General features: G+C 68.8%; 15 protein-coding genes. 4 read left to right on the forward strand and 11 right to left on the reverse strand.

The genetic code is table 11. The features are described from left to right. Window positions 1-61: 61 nt before the first annotated feature. Both B141_RS0107935 and B141_RS0107940 read left to right on the forward strand, forming a co-directional pair. Window positions 62-1,030 (forward strand): ParA family protein, encoded by a 969-nt coding sequence (locus tag B141_RS0107935; protein ID WP_020574623.1) that lies wholly within the window; start codon window positions 62-64, stop codon window positions 1,028-1,030. A gap of 130 nt (window positions 1,031-1,160) precedes the next feature. After that, entirely contained in the window at window positions 1,161-2,132 is a 972-nt protein-coding gene (locus B141_RS0107940; protein WP_026257012.1) for a ParB/RepB/Spo0J family partition protein, read from the forward strand. A 109-nt stretch (window positions 2,133-2,241) separates the two neighbouring features. Here the strand turns inward: B141_RS0107940 and B141_RS0107945 are convergent, their stop codons facing one another. Both B141_RS0107945 and B141_RS0107950 read right to left on the reverse strand, forming a co-directional pair. After that, window positions 2,242-3,222: a D-alanine--D-alanine ligase family protein gene (locus B141_RS0107945; protein ID WP_020574625.1), complete on the reverse strand. Its 981-nt coding sequence runs from the start codon at window positions 3,220-3,222 to the stop codon at window positions 2,242-2,244. A 37-nt stretch (window positions 3,223-3,259) separates the two neighbouring features. Continuing rightward, window positions 3,260-4,579, reverse strand: a complete 1,320-nt coding sequence (locus B141_RS0107950) for an aminotransferase-like domain-containing protein (RefSeq protein ID WP_020574626.1) — start codon at window positions 4,577-4,579, stop codon at window positions 3,260-3,262. A gap of 378 nt (window positions 4,580-4,957) precedes the next feature. On the opposite strand from B141_RS0107950, the gene B141_RS0107955 reads away from it, so the two are divergent. After that, a complete protein-coding gene (locus tag B141_RS0107955) occupies window positions 4,958-5,581 on the forward strand; it encodes a GNAT family protein (RefSeq protein ID WP_020574627.1) in 624 nt (207 codons plus the stop codon). Between the two features lie 82 nt (window positions 5,582-5,663). On the opposite strand, the gene B141_RS0107960 is transcribed toward B141_RS0107955, so the two are convergent. From B141_RS0107960 to B141_RS0108000, 9 genes are all read right to left on the reverse strand, one after another. After that, window positions 5,664-6,731: a glycerophosphodiester phosphodiesterase family protein gene (locus B141_RS0107960; RefSeq protein ID WP_020574628.1), complete on the reverse strand. Its 1,068-nt coding sequence runs from the start codon at window positions 6,729-6,731 to the stop codon at window positions 5,664-5,666. Window positions 6,732-6,946: 215 nt separating this feature from the next. Further along, a complete protein-coding gene (locus B141_RS0107965) occupies window positions 6,947-8,089 on the reverse strand; it encodes an N-acetylmuramoyl-L-alanine amidase (protein WP_020574629.1) in 1,143 nt (380 codons plus the stop codon). 273 nt (window positions 8,090-8,362) lie between these two features. After that, a complete protein-coding gene (gene trxA / locus B141_RS0107970; protein WP_020574630.1) occupies window positions 8,363-8,692 on the reverse strand; it encodes a thioredoxin in 330 nt (109 codons plus the stop codon). A gap of 27 nt (window positions 8,693-8,719) precedes the next feature. Next, complete coding sequence (gene trxB, locus B141_RS0107975) at window positions 8,720-9,742, reverse strand: thioredoxin-disulfide reductase (protein WP_420313582.1); 1,023 nt, start codon at window positions 9,740-9,742, stop codon at window positions 8,720-8,722. A 68-nt stretch (window positions 9,743-9,810) separates the two neighbouring features. After that, complete coding sequence (locus tag B141_RS45380) at window positions 9,811-10,632, reverse strand: anti-sigma factor family protein (RefSeq protein ID WP_020574632.1); 822 nt, start codon at window positions 10,630-10,632, stop codon at window positions 9,811-9,813. Beyond that, window positions 10,629-11,381, reverse strand: a complete 753-nt coding sequence (sigM, locus tag B141_RS0107985; RefSeq protein ID WP_020574633.1) for an RNA polymerase sigma factor SigM — start codon at window positions 11,379-11,381, stop codon at window positions 10,629-10,631. Before sigM ends, B141_RS45380 begins: the two co-directional genes overlap by 4 nt. After that, window positions 11,378-13,099 carry a protein kinase family protein gene (locus B141_RS0107990; RefSeq protein ID WP_020574634.1) on the reverse strand — a complete coding sequence of 574 codons (1,722 nt, stop codon included), beginning with the start codon at window positions 13,097-13,099 and terminating at the stop codon, window positions 11,378-11,380. Before B141_RS0107990 ends, sigM begins: the two co-directional genes overlap by 4 nt. A 120-nt stretch (window positions 13,100-13,219) precedes the next feature. Further along, complete coding sequence (gene murJ / locus B141_RS39510) at window positions 13,220-14,908, reverse strand: murein biosynthesis integral membrane protein MurJ (protein ID WP_020574635.1); 1,689 nt, start codon at window positions 14,906-14,908, stop codon at window positions 13,220-13,222. Then, the gene (locus tag B141_RS0108000; RefSeq protein WP_157180873.1) at window positions 14,905-17,346 is read right to left on the reverse strand and encodes a DUF6049 family protein; all 2,442 of its coding nucleotides are present in this window, start codon (window positions 17,344-17,346) and stop codon (window positions 14,905-14,907) included. Before B141_RS0108000 ends, murJ begins: the two co-directional genes overlap by 4 nt. A gap of 12 nt (window positions 17,347-17,358) precedes the next feature. Here B141_RS0108000 and B141_RS0108005 point away from each other — a divergent pair, with 12 nt between their 5' ends. Beyond that, window positions 17,359-18,939, forward strand: a complete 1,581-nt coding sequence (locus B141_RS0108005) for a CCA tRNA nucleotidyltransferase (protein WP_084678169.1) — start codon at window positions 17,359-17,361, stop codon at window positions 18,937-18,939. The last annotated feature ends 37 nt before the right edge of the window (window positions 18,940-18,976 follow it).

An 18,976-nucleotide genomic window follows, 5' to 3' on the forward strand; every position in this document is an offset into this window, starting at 1 on the left:
ACCTACGGGTCTCGGCTGGCCTTCCAATGAGCCTGATGCTGGGCCCGAAGAGGCGGCCCCGGTGAGCGAAGAGATCGCGGAGCCCGTTTCACGTGAAACGGCCGACCCGCCGGCGACCCGCACGTCGGCGCCGGACGCTGATGCCCCGGTGGCGTTCACCCCCACCCTCCCCAAGCCGGCACAGACCAGAGTCTTCGTCGTCGCCAATCAGAAGGGCGGCGTCGGCAAGACGACCACGGCGGTCAACCTCGCCGCCGCTCTCGCCGGCTCGGGAGCTCGGGTCCTCGTGGTCGACCTCGACCCCCAGGGCAACGCCTCCACCGCTCTGGGCATCGAGCATTCCGAAGGACTCCCGAACGTCTACGACGTTCTTGTCGACGGCGAGCCGCTCGCCGACTTCGTCTATCCGGTCCCCCGATTCCCCACGCTCTTTGCCGTTCCAGCCACCATTGATCTCTCCGGTGCCGAGCTCGAGTTGGCGAGCGTGGTCGCGCGGGAGGCGCGGCTCAAGCGCGCGCTCGACGTGTTCCTCAACGAGCAGGAGACGGCGGGGGAGCGATTCGACTACGTCCTCATCGACTGCCCGCCGTCGCTCGGTTTGCTCACGATGAACGCGCTTGTGGCCGGGCGGGAGGTGCTCGTCCCGATCCAGTGCGAGTACTACGCGCTCGAGGGCGTCGAGACACTCTTCCGCATCGTCGACCTGGTACGCGAACTCAACCGCAGTCTCGAAGTCACCACTGTGCTCCTCACGATGTACGACGCCAGGACCCGCCTCTCCGCGCAGGTGGCGGAGAACGCTCGGGAGAGCCTCGGCCGCACGGTCCTTCGTACGGCAGTCCCTCGCTCGGTCCGCATCTCGGAGGCGCCGAGCTTCGGGCAGACGGTCATGACCTGGGACCCCGGATCGCCCGGAGCGCTCTCGTATCTCGAGGCCGCCCGGGAGATCGCGCTGCGCGATGCGACCGTGAACCAGAGCCGGCCGGCCGCCGAGGCCGACGCATCGGCGCACCTCGCCCGCGGCCGTTGACGTACTAAGGTCTGTCTGGCGTGGACGAGTTGACCAGCGAGCGAGGCATTAGCGGGAGACCGAGATGTCACGGGCCGGCTCCGGCGTTGCTGTACAAGCGTCGAGTTCTACCAATCGATAGGAAGTGCCGATGACCGTTCGACGTGGACTGGGCCGGGGGCTTGGTGCGCTGATTCCTTCAGCTCCGTCTTCTGTGGAGACGCCCGCGCCGCCGGTCAGCCGCGAGCCCGAGTTAACCGACAGCGCCACTGTCGCCCTCAGCCCGAGCGTCGAGTCGCCGGCACCTGTCCAGGGAGCGCACTTCGCGGAGATACCAGTCACCGCGATCACGCCGAACCCGCGCCAGCCGCGTCAGGTCTTTGACGAGGAAGCACTGGCGGAGCTCGTCCACTCCATCAAGGAGATCGGCCTTCTCCAGCCGGTGGTCGTCCGGCGTACCGGCCCGGAGAAGTACGAACTCGTCATGGGAGAACGCCGCTGGCGAGCATCCCAGGAGGCCGGGCTGTCCGCGATCCCCGCGATCGTTCGTGACACCGGCGACGACGTCATGCTGCGTGACGCGTTGCTCGAGAACCTCCACCGCGCCCAGCTCAATCCCCTCGAAGAGGCCGCCGCCTATGGACAGCTCCTCGAGGACTTCGGGTGCACCCACGACGAACTCGCCCAGCGGATCGGGCGGTCCCGTCCCCAGATCACCAACACGCTTCGACTCCTGAAGCTCCCGCCGAGCGTTCAGCGGCGGGTCGCGGCCGGTGTCCTGTCGGCGGGCCACGCTCGGGCGATCCTGGCGGCTGAGGGTGAGGAGACCCAGGAACACCTCGCCCACCGCGTGGTCGCCGAAGGGTTGTCGGTCAGGGCGCTCGAGGAGATCGTGACGCTGAGCTCCGGCAAGGAACGCCGGACGAAGGTTTCACGTAGAACCAAGCCCGTCGCCCCTCGGTTGGCCGACCTCGAACACCGGCTCGCCGACCGGTACGACACCAGGGTCAAGGTGGACCTCGGCAAGTCCAAGGGAAAGATCGTCGTGGAGTTCGCCTCGCTGGAGGACCTCGAGCGGATCATCACCCTGATGGATCCGCCCCGTCCCGAAGCCACGTCTTAGAGGTCGCGTCCAACCACCCGACGCCAGCAGATGAAGGGAGCCCCTGCTCCGACCCGAACTTCCGGTCGGAGCAGGGGCTCCCTTCATTTACGTACGCGAGAACCCGCGCTCAGCGGCCGCCGCGTTCGGCGCGCTCGGCCTCGGCCCGGTGGGCCGCGCCGTGCAGGAGATCGCGGCACACGATGCCCAGGTCCAGGCCGGCCGACTCGACGGCGAGCGGGACGAGCGACGTCTCGGTCATGCCTGGCGCGACGTTGACCTCAAGGAACCACGGGACTCCGTCACGATCGACGATCAGGTCCGTCCGCGACAGATCACGCAGACCCAGCGCCTGGTGGGCCGCCAATGCGACGTCGGCACACACGGCCGCGGCCGCATCACTGAGGCGGGCAGGAGCCACGAACTCCGTCGCCCCCGCGTTGTAGCGCGCCGCATAGTCGTAGAACCCACTGTCCGGCACGATCTCCACCGCCGGCAGCGCGCGCGGCCCGTCGCCGACATCCACCACGGCGACGCTGACCTCGGTGCCGGAAACGTGCTGCTCGAGCAGCGACACCTCGCCGTAGGCGAAGCAGTTGACCATCGCGGCGGGGAGCTCGGGCACCGTGCGGACGACGTTGCACCCCAACGCCGACCCACCCCGGGTTGGCTTCACCACCAGGGGCAGCCCGAGGCGTTCGACGATGCGGCCCAGGACCGTCTGGGCGCCGAGCTCCCGGAAGGTCTCGTGCGGGAGGACCACGGACTTCGGCGTCCGTAGTCCGGCGGCCGCCACGATCGTCTTGGCCACCGGCTTGTCGAACGCGAGCCGGCACGCGACCGGCGACGCACCGACGTACGGAACGTCCAGTAGGTCAAGCACCTCACGCAGTGCGCCGTCCTCGCCGGCCGAGCCATGGAGGAGCGGGAACACTGCTGACGGCGGATCGTCCTGCAGTGCCGGGATGAGCCCGGCATCAGCGTCGCGCTCCTCGACGTCCACCCCGACCGCGCGGAGTGCCTCGCTGACCCGGCGACCCGAACGCAGTGACACGTCTCGCTCGTGGGACAGTCCGCCCGCAAGCACCAACACGCGTCCCAGATCGCTCATATGTTGTCCCTTCACTACCACCGGCACAGTCACCGGGCTACCTGAGGTCAGGACCTGGGGACTCCACGCCCCGTCCTCGACCCAGGTGTAGCGGCCCGAAGGTGTCCCGCAGATCCATCTCTTGTTCGACGACGGCGGCGAGCCGGCGGATCCCCTCCCGGATGCGTTCCGGTGAGGGGAAGCAGTAGGAGAGCCGCATGCTCTGGCTTCCGAACCCGTCGGCGTAGAACGCCGTACCGGGAACGTAGGCAACTCGTGCGGTGATGGCTCGCGGTGACATCGCCTTGGCGTCGATACCCTCCGGCAGGGTGACCCAGACGTAGAAGCCGCCATTGGGTTTGGTCCACGTGGTGGTGGCCGGCATGAGGTCGGCAAGGGAGGCGAGCATCGCGTCGCGGCGCTCGCGATACATCTCCCGGAAGGCTTTGATCTGGCCGCGCCAGTCGTGGTTGGCGAGGTAGGTGCCCACCGCGTGCTGGCTGAACGTCGGCGGGCAGAGCGTCGCGGACTCCTGGGCGAGCACGAGCTTGTCGCGGATCGCGTGCGGTGCCAGCGCCCACCCCACCCGGAAACCGGGCGCGAAGGTCTTGGAGAACGACCCGAGATAGACCACGCGGGCCGGATCATCCGCGCGCAGGGCGCGGTAGGGCTCCCCGTCGAACCCAAGCAGACCGTAGGGGTCGTCCTCGATGACGAGCACGTCGTGGCGCCGGCAGATCTCGAGGACCTGCGCCCGGCGTTCGAGGCTGAGGGACACGCCCATCGGGTTGTGATGGCTCGGGATCGTGTAGAGGAACTTCGCCCGGCGCCCGCTCGCGGCGACGCTGGCCAACGCACTGTCGAGGTGCTCTGGGATGAGCCCATGGTCGTCCATCGCCACGTGCACGACGTCGCATTGGTACGACGCGAACACACCGAGCGCGCCGACGTAGCTCGGCGCCTCGCAGATCACCACGTCGCCCGGATCGCAGAAGATCCGGGTCACCAGATCCAGTGCCTGCTGGCTCCCGACGGTCACCACCACGTCGTCAGGGCTCGCGTCGATGCCGACCAGGCTCATGACGTCGGTGATCTGCTCGCGAAGAGCCGGATCTCCCTGCGCCGAGCCGTACTGCATCGCGACCGTCCCGCGCTCGCCGACGAGTTCGTTGAGAAGCGAACCGACGACGTCGAGCGGAAGCCCAGAGATGTTGGGGGCTCCGCCGGCGAGCGACACGACCTCGGGGCGGTTGGCGACGGAGAACAATGCTCGGATTTCGGAGGCAACCATCCCTTTTGCACGTGCTGCGTACCGTGCGAGATCGGCGTCAAACCGAGTCTCGCGGTGTACGGGCCGATACTCCGGGACGTCCTCCATAGCGCTCCGTGCTCCTCTCCTCATCGAAGCGTGCGGCCTCTGTGACGACGCCACACACCCGCTACTACGATGCCCTATAAGGCGCTTCCTTGGGGAGCGGGGGCGCTCTCCGGAAGGGTTGTCATGCGATTCGTCTCCTGGATTCTGCTAGGGATCGGTGCGGGCGTCCTCGCCGGATTCGCCGGTGGCCTTCTTCGGCCGCAGTCCAGCCGGCCCAAGCGGGTGGCGGCGGCTTATGCCGGCGGCTATTCCCCGCCGACTCCGTCGGATGATCACACCGCCGCGCAGCCGGAGGTCGTCTCAACGCGGACCCGCTTCGGGCGGACAAAACGTCCGCCACGGCGATAGATGCAAGACAAAACGGGAAAGCAACCCGACATGACAACGCCCCGACGGCTCGCGAACGTCACGCTGGACAATCTTGACGATCTGCCGAATACCTGTCGGCGCTGTGTCTTCTGGGAGCTTGACCCGGTGGCCCGCCAGCGGGCAGAGGAGGCCGGCGACCCAGCCTTGGAGAAGGAGGCCTGGATCTCCGCGGCGCTTCTCGAATGGGGTTCGTGCGGAAAGATCTGTTATGTCGATCGTGTGCCGGCTGGCTATATCTTGTACGCCCCGCCGGCTTACGTGCCGCGCTCGGTCGCCTTTCCGACCTCTCCGGTGAGCGCTGACGCGGCATTACTCATGACGGCGCAGGTCCTGCCCGATTTCGCCGCCGCGGGTCTTGGCCGGATGCTCGTTCAGGGTGTGGCCAAAGACCTCGTCAAACGGGGGATCAGGGCGCTCGAGGCATTCGGGGACGCGAAATGGCAGCAGCCGGCGTGCGTCGTTCCCGCTGATTTCCTGCTGTCGGTGGGGTTCAAGACGGTACGCCCGCACCACCGATACCCGCGGCTTCGCCTCGAACTCCGTAACGCCCTTACCTGGAAGGAAGATGTCGAGGCGGCGTTGGAGAAACTGCTCGGCTCGATGACGCCAGAAGGCGCCTTCCGGCCGGTCTGACCGCGTAGGACCACGAAGGACCGCAGCCTGGGCGAGGCTTCCCTTGAAGGACGCCCCACCCAGGCCTTGTCGGGTCCTGCGGTCAGGACCCGAGCGGTCGGTCGTACCTCTTCGGAAGCTTGAATCCCCGGTCGGCCAGGACGGAACGCAGTCGATCGGGATAATCGGTGATCAGGCCGTCGATACCGTCGTCGATCAGCTTGTTCATGGTCGCCTCGTCATCGACGGTCCACGGGATCACCTTGATGCCGAGGGAGTGTGCCTCCCGCACCATCTCCTTGGTGACGTACGGCTGGTAACCGGGATCGGTGATCTTGCCGTTCTGCGGAAATCCGTGCACCGGCGAGAACGCATCCGCACCAAACGACTTGATGGCCAGCAGTGGATCGCCGCCGAAGTCGTCGATATCGATGCCTCCGAGCCACGGCGAAGCCCCCGGCTGCCCGGTCTGCAGGAAGTCGCGGTTCGTCAGCGCGACGATCGGCAGCCGCGGCTCAACCTGGCGCATCCGCATAAGCGCGCCCCAGTCGAAGCTCTGGATCGTCACCTGCCGCAGCATCCGGGCGTTCCTGATCTCCCGCACCACCACCTGGACGAACTGCTCGCGCGGCGCGGTCTCATGGGGCGCGCCGGCCTCGACCTTCGTCTCGACATTGAGCTTCACGCCGTACGCGCGGTAGCGATGGACGAGGTCGAACACCTCCCGGAGCAGCGGCATCTTCTCTCCCGGGTGGGCCTTCTGTCCCGGGAACTCGGACAGCGTCAGCGAGCCGCAGTCCAACGTCCTGACCTGGGCCAGGCTCAGGGTGTTGATGTACTTGCCGACGTAGGGGAACTCCGGGTCGCCAGGGGTCGCCGGAGCGGTGTCGCGGCACTTGCGGTCGCTGATCCGGCGGTCATGAGTGACGACTGCCTGCCCGTCCTCAGTGATCTGGACGTCGAGTTCGAGGGTGCTGACACCCAGTCGCAGCGCGTTCTCGAACCCGGGGATGGTGCTCTCGACCACCAGCCCGAGACCGCCTCGATGGGCCTGGAGGTCGAAGGACCGGCTCGGCCGGTCGGCTGCCTGCGCCGACGCATGGGCGGGAACGGCGCCCACAACCGTGCCGGCAAGGACTGTGGCCGCGGCCACAGCGCGCCATCTGCGCATGAATGGAATCCCTTCGGTTCGCGGAACCTAGAGATCGCGCGGATAGGGATGTCGCGAGCGACCCCTACCCGCGCGACCTCTTATCCGCAGCACCTTCGAGCATCGGCACGGCCAGCGTGGGGTGCAGAAGGTGAGGTGGAAGCGAAATCTTCGCGAGAACAGAAGGAATTGATACCGCAGGACCTGCGGCGAACAGGCTCACAGACCGGAGCCGGTCAGCGAATGAGCTCTCCCAACTGGAGAACGCCGGTCGGCGCGTCCAGGTCGGGTGGGAGGTAGACGCGCTGGACGGCGACCACGATGGCTTCGGCGACGACGTCCCGGAACCCTGGATCGGCGAGCCGGACGGCGTCTCCGGAGTTCGTGACGTAGCCGAGCTCGACCCGGACCGCCGGCATCTTCGTGTAGCGCAGCAGGTCCCAGGTCTTGGCATGCGAATGGCAGTCGCGCAGGTCGGTCCGGGCGACGATCTCGCGCTGGACCAGCCCCGCGAAACGCTCACCCAGGGTTGAGCGCATGTCGTCGCTACCCTGCGTGCCGTAGTAGTACGTCGCGACACCGCTGGCCTGTGGGTTCAAGTGCTCGTCGACGTGCACCGAAACGACGAGGTCGGCGTTGGTCTCGTTGGCGAACTCCGCGCGGCTGGCCTCGTCGGGGCTGTTTTCGCGGCCCCGAGTGAGGAAGACCCGCACGCCCGTCGCCGCCAGCCGGCCCTCGATCCGCGACGCGAGATCGAAGGCGATCTCAGACTCGACGAGGCCGTGGGACGAGCAACCGTGGTCCACCCCGCCGTGCCCAGGGTCGATCACGACGATCTTGCCGGGGAGGCCGGGGCCGGCGCGACGGATGCGCTCGGAATCCCTCAGCGCATCGGCCCGACCACCCGTCACGATCGGCGAGAGGCGGGCCAGTGCCTTGAACGTCGCCGGCCCGCAGGTGCCGTCGGCCGGGGCGCCAACGCTGCGTTGGAACTCTCTCACAGCGTGTTCGGTCGCCGGGCCATAGACACCATCGACCCGGTCGACCTCGAACCCGAGTTCGAGGAGGCGCCGCTGCAGCGTGGATACGTCATCACCGATGGTGAGGTGGCCGGCGACGTAGGAGAGCAGCCGGTCGCCAAGGCGCCAGCGTGCCTCGTCGAGCACGCGGTAGGTCTCGGCGTCGACGACGCCGTGCGCGGTCAGCCCGCGCTCCTGCTGGAAGTGACGAACCGCCTGGTCGACCGCCTGGTCGAAGACGGCGTCCAGAGGATCGACCTGACTCGCGACCGCGGGCAGCAAACCGAGTTGGACGAGCTTCGTGCGGATCTCGGCAACCGCGGGACCGTGGTCGCCCAGTCCGTATCGGTGCTCGGCCATGAGCGCCTCCGACGTCAGTGTGCGTGAGCTCTCTGGCGGACCCAGATCGCGCCTGCCGCCATGCTATCCATGCCGGCTGGAGGCCAGCCGCTGGCGGGCGCGAACATCCCACCAGATGCTGAACGAATCCTGGACCAGCGACGACGAGGGCCCCGGACGAAGGAGGATCACCCAAAGGTCCCACCGTGGTTCGCACGGACGAGACCGGGTGACTCCCTCGCCGGGGCCCCTCGATCAGACGTCGCAGATCAGCTGGGTCCGACCGCGCCGGAGTCAGGCCGGGACCAACGCTGCGATCTCGGCCTTGATCGCCGCCTTCGGCCGGGCGCCGACCAGCGACTTCACGACCTCGCCGCCCACATAGACGTTGATCGTCGGAATGCCGGTGACGCGGTACTGCAGCGGGGTCTGCGGGTTTTCGTCCACGTTCAGCTTGACGAAGGTGATCTGGTCGGCGTACTCGACGGCAAGCTCCTCGAGCACCGGAGCGACCTGGCGGCACGGGCCGCACCACTCCGCCCAGAAGTCGACCACCACTGGCTTGTCGCTCTGCAGGACCTTCGCCGTGAACTCGGCGTCGGTCACAGGCTGGATTGCGCCCACGGACTTTCTCCTCTCCAATGTGGGACGTCAGGATTGAACGATCTGGGCGGTGGTCACCGCCGGAACGTCCTCCAGGGCCGCGAGGTACCGCTCCGCGTCCAGCGCGGCGGCGCAGCCGGTGCCGGCCGCCGTGATCGCCTGGCGGTACGTGCTGTCCACGAGGTCGCCGGCCGCGAACACGCCGGGCAGGTTCGTGCGCGTCGACGGCTGGTCGACCAGGACATAGCCGGCCTCGTCGACGTCGACCTGACCGCGGACGAGCACGCTGCGCGGATCGTGACCGATCGCCTCGAAGAACCCGGTGACGGGAAGGACGGACTCCTCGCCGGTCTCGACGTTCCTGAGCTTCAGGCCTTCGACCTTGTCTGTGCCCAGGACCTCGGTGACGGTGGAGTCCCAGACGAACCGGATCTTGTCGTTGGCGAACGCGCGGTCCTGCATGATCTTGCTGGCCCGCAGCTTGTCGCGCCGGTGGATCAGGGTGACCGATCGGGCGAACTTCGTGAGGAACGTCGCTTCCTCCACGGCCGAGTCGCCTCCGCCCACCACGGCGATGTCCTGGTCGCGGAAGAAGAAGCCGTCGCAGGTGGCGCACCACGAGACACCGTGCCCGGAAAGCTTGTCTTCGCCGGGGATGCCGAGCTTGCGGTAGCTGGAGCCCATCGCCAGGATGATTGCCCGCGCCCGGTGCTCGGTGCCAGCGGAGTCGCGGACGACCTTGATGTCACCGGTCAGGTCCACGCTCACGATGTCGTCGGGCACCAGGGTGGCGTCGAAACGTTCCGCCTGCTTGCGGAACGCGTCCATGAGGTCTGGGCCCATGATGGCGTCGGGAAAGCCGGGGTAGTTTTCGACCTCCGTGGTGTTCATGAGTGCCCCGCCGGCTTCGACCGAACCCTCGAAGACAAGGGGATACAACCGCGCTCGCGCCGCGTACAACGCGGCCGTGTAGCCAGCTGGGCCGGATCCGATGACAATCACATTGCGGACGTCGGACACGGACGCTCCTCGCTCTTTGGGGCCGGTGATGATGCCACTGGGGTAACCGATCCTAGGTGCCCCGCATTCCACCCTCACCCGAGCGGGCCGATCGTGGGTGTCGACGCCTGTGTCGTCGATCAGCGGACCGTGATGGTGCCGCTGTGCAGAATCTGTGGGTTTGGGCCCGGGCAGCCAGCGATGGCGTAGGCCCGTACGGCACTCGGGCCCTTGCCGGCGGCGATCACCAGCATCACCTGCCGGCCGTCGAACTTCGCCGGCATCGCGTCGAGGCTCGCGCTCACACCGGCCTCGCGAAGGACGTCCGCGATGCAGCGCGCAGGCGGCATCGACACCCCTTGGCCACCGGGGGGTTGGAAGCTCTTGCCCGAAGCGGTGGGACCGGCGGAGGGCGAGCCTTGCTGGACGAGCTGGCCCACCTGGTCAGAGAAGCCGGCCGCGCTCAGCTGCGGAGCTTGGGAGCTGGCCTTGAGCTCAAAGGACGTCGGACCGCTGGAGCGCGGCGTGACCGTCGATGTGCTGTGGGTCGGCTCCGCCACAGGTGTGGTGCCGCCGGCTCGGAGCATCGAGATGGCGACCCCGCCCCCGACCGCGAGAACCGCGACGCTGGCCGCCGCGACCAGGGCCCGGGTGAACCGCCCTGTCGTACGACGACGGTGCCGGGCCGCGCTGAGCGACGCGACACCGGTCTCGTCGGCGCGGGCTCGGGACTCCGCGGCGATGACAGCGTCGAGACGCTCGCCGACCGCGGTTGGCATCGTCGGTGCGTCAACGCCAGCCTGCCGGAGGAGGACCTGGAGGTCGCGTAAGGCATCCAAGGCCAGCGAGCATTCGGCGCAGCCAGCCAGATGCGCCTCGACCGCGGCACGTGAGTGGTCGGGGAGAAGACCCTCGACATAATCAGACAGAAGATCGTTGGGGATGTGCGGGCTCGTCGTCATGGTGCCTCACCTCCCTGTCGATCTCGGGTCTGTCGACCCCTGCTGGTCGAAGCCGGGGAACGTGGTGGATCATGGCCGGGGTCTGCCCTCGGCACGCCTTGGACGCTCGGTGACACAGAGTGGTTCCCGCCCGAGTCGCCGTCTCCTGCCGATTTCGTGGCAGCTGACCGCAGATGGACGAGCAGCGGTGCGAGTTTTGCCCGCCCGCGCGCGCATCGGCTCTTGATCGTTCCCGGCGCGCAGTCGAGAATCTGGGCCGCCTCCTCGACGGAGTAGCCCTCCATGTCGACGAGGACGATCGCCGCCCGCTGGTCGGCGTTCAGGGTGTCGAGTGCCGTCATGATGTCGATGCGGAGTTCCTGCGCCTCGGCGGGGTCTGGTGGCCGCACGGCGGCGAGTTCGGCCGCGCGGTCGTCCTCGGGCAGAGGCTCGGCCGCGCGGACGGTCCGGCGGCGTACCCGATCGAGGCAGGCGTTGACCACGACCCGGTGCAGCCAGGTGGTGACGGCGGACTCGCCACGGAACTGCGCGGCATTGCGGAACGCCGAGACCAACGCGTCCTGGAGGGCGTCGGCCGCCTCTTCGGGGTCGGAGAGCGTGCGCAGTGCCACGGCCCAGAGCCGGTCGCGATGGCGGCGAAAGAGCTCCGCGAACGCGTCGGGGTCACCCGCGACGTGACGAGCTATGAGGTCTTTGTCGGTCGGGGCAGAACTGCCCTCGCCAAGGCTGCTCGGCGTGCTGACTGTCATCGGCGTACGACGATCTCCGCAACGCCGCCTCGGAACTCCCCGCCGTCAGGCGGAAGCTTGGTCAGCCACACCAGCAGGTAGCGGGTGCGGGAAGGCTTCTCGAGGTTGAGGGTGACCTGGGTGCCGGCGCCCTCCGACTCGGCGACCTTCTGCCAGTCGTCGGCGGCCGCGGGCGCACTGGACGCCTCCTCAGGAGCGGCTCGCAACTCAAGGTCAGTGCCCGTGCCGACGAGCGTGAGCTCGACGCTCGAGACCTCCTGGACGCTACCGAGATCGAACCAGATCCCGACACCGTCCTTGAGCCGGCCCAGGCGAGGGTCGCCGCGGTAGGACATTGTGCGCCAGGCGGTGCCCGGCTTGCCGTCGTAGGCGAGCTGGACCTCGTTGGGATGCTCTTCGCCGTTGCCCTCCGGCGGAGGGTCGTAGTCGCGCGCGCCCGCGATCGCCACCGGGGTGCCCCGGGCTGCCGCGCTGGACGCGGATGGGCTGGGGGTGTTCTTCGGAGAGGTTGTCTCGGACGGCCCCCCCGAGTTGAACGCCTGGCTCATCAGCTGCCAGGCGAGCAGGCCGGCACCAGCCAGCAGAACGAGTCCGATGAACACGCCGGCGATCCGCCACCACCGGGGTGCGCTTCGCTGAGATGGGGCATACGCGGGATTCGACGGGCGGGCCGGTGCGTAGGCGGCACGGGGTCGGAACGCCGCCGTCTGTGCGTTGGCAGCGGCGGCCTGACCTGGGGCGCCCGGCCCGCTGGCCCGGGCCGCCTCCATCCGTGGACGGGTGGGACCGGAGCCGTTGTGGTGGGAGAGACCTGGATCAACCGGCCGGCCGCCGACCTGGGTGGCTTCACCGGCGTATGCGGCGTTGGCGCGCGAGGCGGGCGCACCGAGGTCCGCGGGGCGGTTGGAGGGTGGCAGCACACCCTCGATCGGGGTGACGCCCACGACCTCGGTCAGGGCAGTCGCGATCTCGCGTGGCGTGGTGAGAGACGCGCCGTTGCGTGGCCGGTCAGAAAGGATGCGCTCGGTGATCTCGTCGAGCGATCGGGGTACACCCGCGCGGCACTGCCGGGGTGACAGAAGAGTGCCGTCGGCCGCACGGGGTGCCGCGTCGAGGCCCGACCTCGGGCCGGTCGGCCAGCGAGCCGTGAGGGCGGCGTACAACAGGCGGCCGAGACCGACCGCGTCGGCACGGATGGGATCACCCTCGCCCGAACCACCACTCGTCGTGAGGGCCGCCTGGGTGGCGAGCCCGACGATCTTGATCGACCCGGCATCAGTGACGACGATGCTGTCGGGGTCGAGCCGTTGGTGGGCGAGGTCCTGCTCGTGTGCCCTCGCCAGCGCCTCGGCGACCTCGCGCACGACCAGACCAGCCTGCTGCGGTGGGAGAGGTCCGTCGGCCAGCACCGTGCCGAGGCTGCGACCTGGCACCCACTCGCGTACGACATAGGCGACGCCGTCATCACGCATCGCGTCGAGCACACGGATGAAGCGCACATCGGCAGCGGTGGCCGCACGCCGCGATGCCTCCAGCAAACCTTCGGACCGGGGGTCGTCGGCGGCGAGGACATGCACGACCACAGAACGTGAGAGCACCTCGTCGACCGCGCGCCAGGTCTGTGCCACTCCGCCGTCGCCGGGGGTCTCCGCGAGGAGCTCCGCGACCCGGTAACGGCCGGCGAGCGTCACGCCTGGGTCGACATCAGTGGGATGCACGGCCCTCCTGCTCGCCGAGGGACGGTGGCCGTCCCGTGGTGGTTGGCTTGCTGCTACATGCTAATGCCCGGCGGCCGACGTTGCTGGGAGCGGCGACTAGCATCCCGGCATCCGTCCGGTTTACGAGGCCGCCCGTCCAAGGCGGGCACGTAGAAGCCCGAGGAGTTCGGTGACCTCCCGCACCCGGAACCACCGGGCCAGCAGAAGGTACCCCCCGGCGAGGACAACCCCGCCGGCGGCCACCGCCGTCACCGCCACCACCAGACCGGAACCCAAGCCCCCCGTGACCAGTCGGGCCGTACCGAACGCCGCCAAGCCCGCGAGCAAGGCGGCCGCACCCGCACGAATGTACGTGCTCGCGATCCGGCGCCCGTCGGCGCCACCGATCCGGCGGCGCAGAACGTGGAGGCTGACCACGAAACCGATCCAGTAGCTGACGCTGTAGGCCGCCGCGATTCCGACCGTCTTCCACTGCACCGGCAGGATCTGATCGGCGATGACGGCGCAGACGATGCTGGCCACCACCACGACGAGCTGGATGAAGACGGGCGTCCGGGTGTCCTCGTAGGCGTAGAAGCCGCGCAACACGATGTGGTGGCTGGAGAAGCCGATCAGGCCGAGCGCGAACCCCATCAACACGTACCCCATGAACTGCGCGCTCTGGAAGCCCACCTGACCGTGCATGAAGAGCGCGACCGTCATGTCGGGGCCGAGCGCGAGGAACGCGGCGGCAGCCGGGATCATCGCGACCGCGGTCAACCGGAGCCCTTCGGACAGGCTGGCACGGACGTCGGCGTGCCTGCCCTCCGCGGCGAACCCACTCATCCGTGGGAGCAGGGCGGCCACGATGGAGACGGTGATGACCGCATGCGGGAGGATGAAGATGTTGTAGGCGTTGAGGTACGGCGTCAGACCATAACCGCGATCATCACCGAACGTCCCGAGCGCCTCGGCTCCCGCACCGGTGGTGAGTCGACTCGCGACGAGAAACCACACCTGGTTGACCAGGACGTACCCGATCGTCCACAGCGCCAGCTTGCCCGACTTGCCGACGCCGCCCCCGCGGAAGTCCCAGCGTGGGCGGAGCCGGAACCCTGCCCGGCGAAGCACAGGCAGGAGGCAGAGCGCCTGGACGGCGATCCCCGCGGTCGAGCCGAGGCCCAGGAGCGCGATCTCGCCACCCGTGATGTTCGCGGGGGAGTCCGCGTCCGACACGACGATGAACGCCACGAAGACGGCGATCGCGATGAGGTTGTTGAGGATCGGCGCCCACATCATCGGACCGAAACGCCCGCGGGCGTTGAGGATCTGGCCGACGATGAGGTAGAGACCGTAGAAGAAGATCTGCGGCAGGCAGTACCACGCGAACGCCACCGCGAGGGCGAAGTACGGCTCGTTCGCAGACGTCAGCAGCGTGTCGCTCGCGTACGCGCCAATCAGAAGCGGCGCACACACGACGGCGACCGCACTCATGATCGCGAGCACCAGCGCGGTCAGCGTGAGCAGCCGTTGCCCGAACGCCTCCCCGCCGTCCGGGTCGTTCTTCATCGCCCGGACAAGCTGCGGGACGAAGACTGCGTTCAGGGCGCCGCCGGCGATCAGGATGTAGAGCGAGTTCGGGATCGTGTTGGCGAGGTTGAACGTGTCGGCGAACAACGCCATCCCGAGCGCCCAGGCGAGGACCAGGGTGCGGGCGAAGCCGGTGACCCGGGACACGATCGTGCCGAGGGCCATGACAACGCTGGCCCGCAGCAGGCTGGAGTCGCGACTCGACGTACTCTGCGGCGCCGCGGCCGTCTCGCCGCTCACCGGTCGGCCTTCGTCATGTCGAGGTCCGGGTCGCTCTCGTTGGACGGCCCAGCGGCTTCTGTCGCACCGGCCGGCCGGCCGTCGGGAACGCCGGCCGGATCCTGGTGCTCGATCTGCGCTGCCTGGCTGTTGTGCACGACCTGCGGATCCTCTGTCTCGTCGAACCGCACCGAAGGCTCGGTGGCGGGCTGGGGTTCAGGCTCAGATTCGGGCTGCGGTTCAGGCTCAGATTCGGGTTCGGTCGTACCGTCGGGTGCCGTGCCGCCAGTGGATTCCTCGGCGGGCGCCGGCTCATCCGGCTCGTCTGCCTGGTCGCGCCGCGCGGACCGCCGGGCGACCAGCGCCGACCTGACGCGGGGCACGATCCGCGCCCCCGCCGCGAGGAACAGGAGGCCAAGACCCACGTAGATGACCACCCAGCCGACCTGGCCGTACCCGGTGACGCGGACAGGGAACGACTGGACCGGACCGAACGGCGTCCCTGACGGTGTCGTCAGGCGGACCTCCATCTGGACGGCGCCACCGCTGGACGTCTCGGCGGTCACGCTGACCGTCGCCCGCCGCTTCGGGTCGACGCGGACCGTCTCGATCGGCGCGACGGTGAGGACGTTCGGGTCCCGCGGGCGTACCTGCAACTGCACCCTGACCGCCTGGTTACCGCGGTTCCAGATCGTGACGGGGAAGCGGCCGCTCTGGCTGGACAGCGTGACGAGGCGCGGCGGCACGACCGAAACCTCGCTGATGTTGGAGCGGAGGTTGGCGTCCATCGCGTCGATGAGATCGATCGCCTGTTCCGGGTGACCGCGCCAGGCCATCGAGGTGCCGCGGAGGAAGCCGCGGTCGAGCGAGGGACGCGACTCCTCGGGCCTGGCGAGGAGGTCAAGCATGCTGTCGGTGGTTGAGGACAGCTGCCGCAGCCGGTTGATGACGCTGGGGCTGAGCTGGGCGCGCCGGTCGGCGTTCGACGGTGCGAGCGGACCGCCGTACGCGGTCGGCGCCTGGGAGAGCAGCGCGCCGGTGGAGATACGGCGCAGCCACGACGTCGATTCCAGCGTCCTGAACAACGTGGCGCCCCCGGCGCCCGGGTCCCAGGTGCGGGGGAACGCCGCGACCACCCGGCGGAGGGTCTTGGGTGAACCCCCGCCCGCCATCGCGAGGAGGGCGGTCTCGCTGAGGAAGCGCTGCTGGACGTTCGCCGCGGAGGACTGCCCGGACGGGCCGCCCGCCGTCAGGGTCGGGTCTGAGACGAGTGCGGTGAGCGCGCCTTCGGGGGTGGCGAGCGAGGCGACCGGGCTCGAGCCGTCCCGTGGCAGCTTCGGTAGTGCGTTCTGGGTGAGGAGCACGGTCCGCGCGCCGGTCGAGGCGATCGTCTCGAGCGTGCCGGCGTCAGCGAACCCGGTGCCGGGCCAGACCAGCGTGCCCGCGGCCTGGTAGTCCTTGGCCCACTGACCCGCCGCCTTGACGGCCTCGGGGTAGCGGTCGGTGAGACGGTACCGCTCGAGGGCCGGAAGGTCGGGATCGGCGTACGGCAGAACGTAGGCGTCGCCGGCGGCCAGGACGCCGCGGGCGCGGTTGAGCCAGCGGAGCACGTCGGTGGTGGCGCTGGCACCCACCTTGTTCCCGGCGGCGGTGGTGTAGCCGTTGCTGAGTTGCTGCGCCTCGGCGAGGAGTTCCGGATCGATCGCGAAGGTGAGGTCGTAGGCCGCGCCGAGTTCGATGAGGCGGCTCAGGCGACCGCCTGGCGCGAAGTCCGCGAGGTTGGGGGCTGGTTCGCCCGGATCCCGAGTCGGTGGGACACCGGCCTGCGCGGCGGTACCCGCACCACCGGCGAACTCGTCGCCGCCGATCAGGCTGGGCCGCTCGGTGATCGGAAGCACGAACGCCACCTCGACCGGCGTCATCTTGGTGCTCTTCGGGAGGTACGGCAGGAAGGACCGCGCGCGCCAGGTCTCCCGGGTGCTGGAGTTGGGCAGCGTGCCCCGGATGTCGACTCCCACGACGTAGACGCCCGCCCGCGTGATCTCCAGTTCGCTGAGCGGGACGTCCACCGCGAACTTCGCCGAGGCTCGGGGTTTGAGCGTCTCGGTGACCTGGTCGACGAGGTTCCACGGCTCGTCGATGCGGATGCCGAGGCGCTCGCCGGGTTGCTCGGCAGCGGCGGCGGAGAGTTCGGCGCGGGTGGTGAGCGGCGAACGGTCGAACCAGAACATCGCGTTCACCGTCGACAGGGGTGCGTCACCCGTGTTGACGACCCGCCCGGTGATACGGACATGGTCTGCCGGCTTGCTCGCGAACGGCGTGATCGAGTCGAGCATCACCCGGACCCGGGGCTCCTGGGCGGCGGCGGGTCCGGCTGCGACGGTGAGGAAGCCACCGAGACTGACGAGCACCGTCACCACGGCGCACACCAGTCTCGCTCGACGTCGGACCTTTGACACGCCTCGATGCTAATGGGCCAACCTGCGTGCCCAGTGCCGAAGCCGGAGCGCGGGGTGCTTGCGGTCGATCATGTCAGTGCTTCACGGGCGGCCGCGGGGCGCCTGGTCGCCGCCTGGGGGAGGCACGACGTACGCTTGCGTCCCGTGTCGAAGGACCGCCTGAGCGAAGCACAGCGTCGTGGCGTTCGCGAGCTCCTGCGGATCGCCCCCGTGGTCGATGAGTTGGGCGCGCGCTTCCAGCGTGCGGATCAGCAGATCGCGTTGGTGGGTGGTTCCGTGCGGGACGCCCTCCTCGGCCGGCTCGGCACCGACCTCGACTTCACCACCAGTGCACGACCCGAGCAGGTCGAGCGGCTCCTCGTCGGCTGGGCGGACGCCACCTGGGACATCGGACGTGAATTCGGGACGATCGGGGCGCGCAAGGGCGACTGGCGGATCGAGATCACGACCTTCCGGGCCGAGGCGTACGACCCCGACAGCCGCAAACCGCGGGTGACGTACGGCGACACCCTCGAAGGTGACCTCGGCCGGCGCGACTTCACCGTCAACGCGCTCGCGGTCGCACTGCCCGGTCGGGAGTTCGTCGACCCGTTCGGTGGCCTGACCGACCTGGCCGCGGGTGTCCTGCGCACACCGGCCACGCCGGAGGAGTCGTTCACCGATGACCCGCTGCGGATGATGCGGGCGGCGCGGTTCGCGAGTCAGCTCGGCTTCGCCGTCGCACCCGAGGTCGTCGACGCGATCCGGGCGATGGCCGACCGCATCACGATCGTGTCCGCCGAGCGGGTACGCGACGAGCTGGTCAAGCTGATCCTCGGCGACCACCCCCGAGCCGGGCTCGAGTTGGTCGTCTCCACCGGGCTGGCCGACCACATCCTCCCTGAGCTGCCGGCGTTGCGTCTCGAGGTTGACGAGCACCACCGGCACAAGGACGTCTACGAACACAGTCTGACGGTCCTGGAGCAGGCGATCGCGCTCGAAAATCGGATCGGTGACGGTGGGCCCGACTTCATCACCCGGTTCGCCGCGCTCATCCACGACATCGGCAAGCCCAGGACGCGGCGGTTCGAGGGCGGCGGCCGGGTGACCTTCCACCACCACGAGGCGGTCGGTGCCAAGCTCACCGCGAAGCGGATGCGCGCCCTGCGGTTCGGCAGCGACCAGGTAGATGCGGTCTCCCGGCTGGTCGAGTTGCACCTGCGGTTCCACGGTTACGGCGGTGGGGAGTGGACCGATTCGGCCGTACGCCGGTACGTCCGCGACGCCGGCCCGCTGCTCGATCGGCTCCACGTGCTGACCCGGGCCGACTGCACGACCCGCAACCGCCGCAAGGCCGAGGCCCTCCAGCGCACCTACGACCACCTCGAGGAACGCATCGCCCGGCTGGCCGAGGAGGAGGAGCTGGGCAAGATCCGGCCCGACCTCGACGGCAACGAGATCATGGAGATCCTCGCTATCGGTCCCGGACCGGTGGTCGGGCGCGCCTGGAAGCACCTGCTCGAAGTGCGCCTCGATCAGGGACCGTTGGACAAGGACGCCGTACGCGCCGAACTCCTGCGCTGGTGGAAGGAACTACCCGAGTCCCACCAGTAACAGGGCTCAGCTTTCTGCGTGTTGATCTCGGTCGAGC

It is taken from the genome of Actinopolymorpha alba DSM 45243 (genome assembly GCF_000373925.1).
Lineage (GTDB): Bacteria > Actinomycetota > Actinomycetes > Propionibacteriales > Actinopolymorphaceae > Actinopolymorpha > Actinopolymorpha alba.

Bases quoted from the DNA above. Each gene is read 5' to 3' on its own strand.
- B141_RS0107965 (WP_020574629.1), bottom strand. From the start codon at position 8,089: ATGGCCGAGCACCGATACGGACTGGGCGACCACGGTCCCGCGGTTGCC.
- B141_RS45380 (WP_020574632.1), bottom strand. From the start codon at position 10,632: ATGACGACGAGCCCGCACATCCCCAACGATCTTCTGTCTGATTATGTC.
- B141_RS0107955 (WP_020574627.1), top strand. From the start codon at position 4,958: ATGACAACGCCCCGACGGCTCGCGAACGTCACGCTGGACAATCTTGAC.
- sigM (WP_020574633.1), bottom strand. From the start codon at position 11,381: ATGACAGTCAGCACGCCGAGCAGCCTTGGCGAGGGCAGTTCTGCCCCG.
- B141_RS0107940 (WP_026257012.1), top strand. From the start codon at position 1,161: ATGACCGTTCGACGTGGACTGGGCCGGGGGCTTGGTGCGCTGATTCCT.
- B141_RS0108005 (WP_084678169.1), top strand. From the start codon at position 17,359: ATGGGCCAACCTGCGTGCCCAGTGCCGAAGCCGGAGCGCGGGGTGCTT.
- B141_RS0107950 (WP_020574626.1), bottom strand. From the start codon at position 4,579: ATGGAGGACGTCCCGGAGTATCGGCCCGTACACCGCGAGACTCGGTTT.
- B141_RS0107960 (WP_020574628.1), bottom strand. From the start codon at position 6,731: ATGCGCAGATGGCGCGCTGTGGCCGCGGCCACAGTCCTTGCCGGCACG.
- B141_RS0107945 (WP_020574625.1), bottom strand. From the start codon at position 3,222: ATGAGCGATCTGGGACGCGTGTTGGTGCTTGCGGGCGGACTGTCCCAC.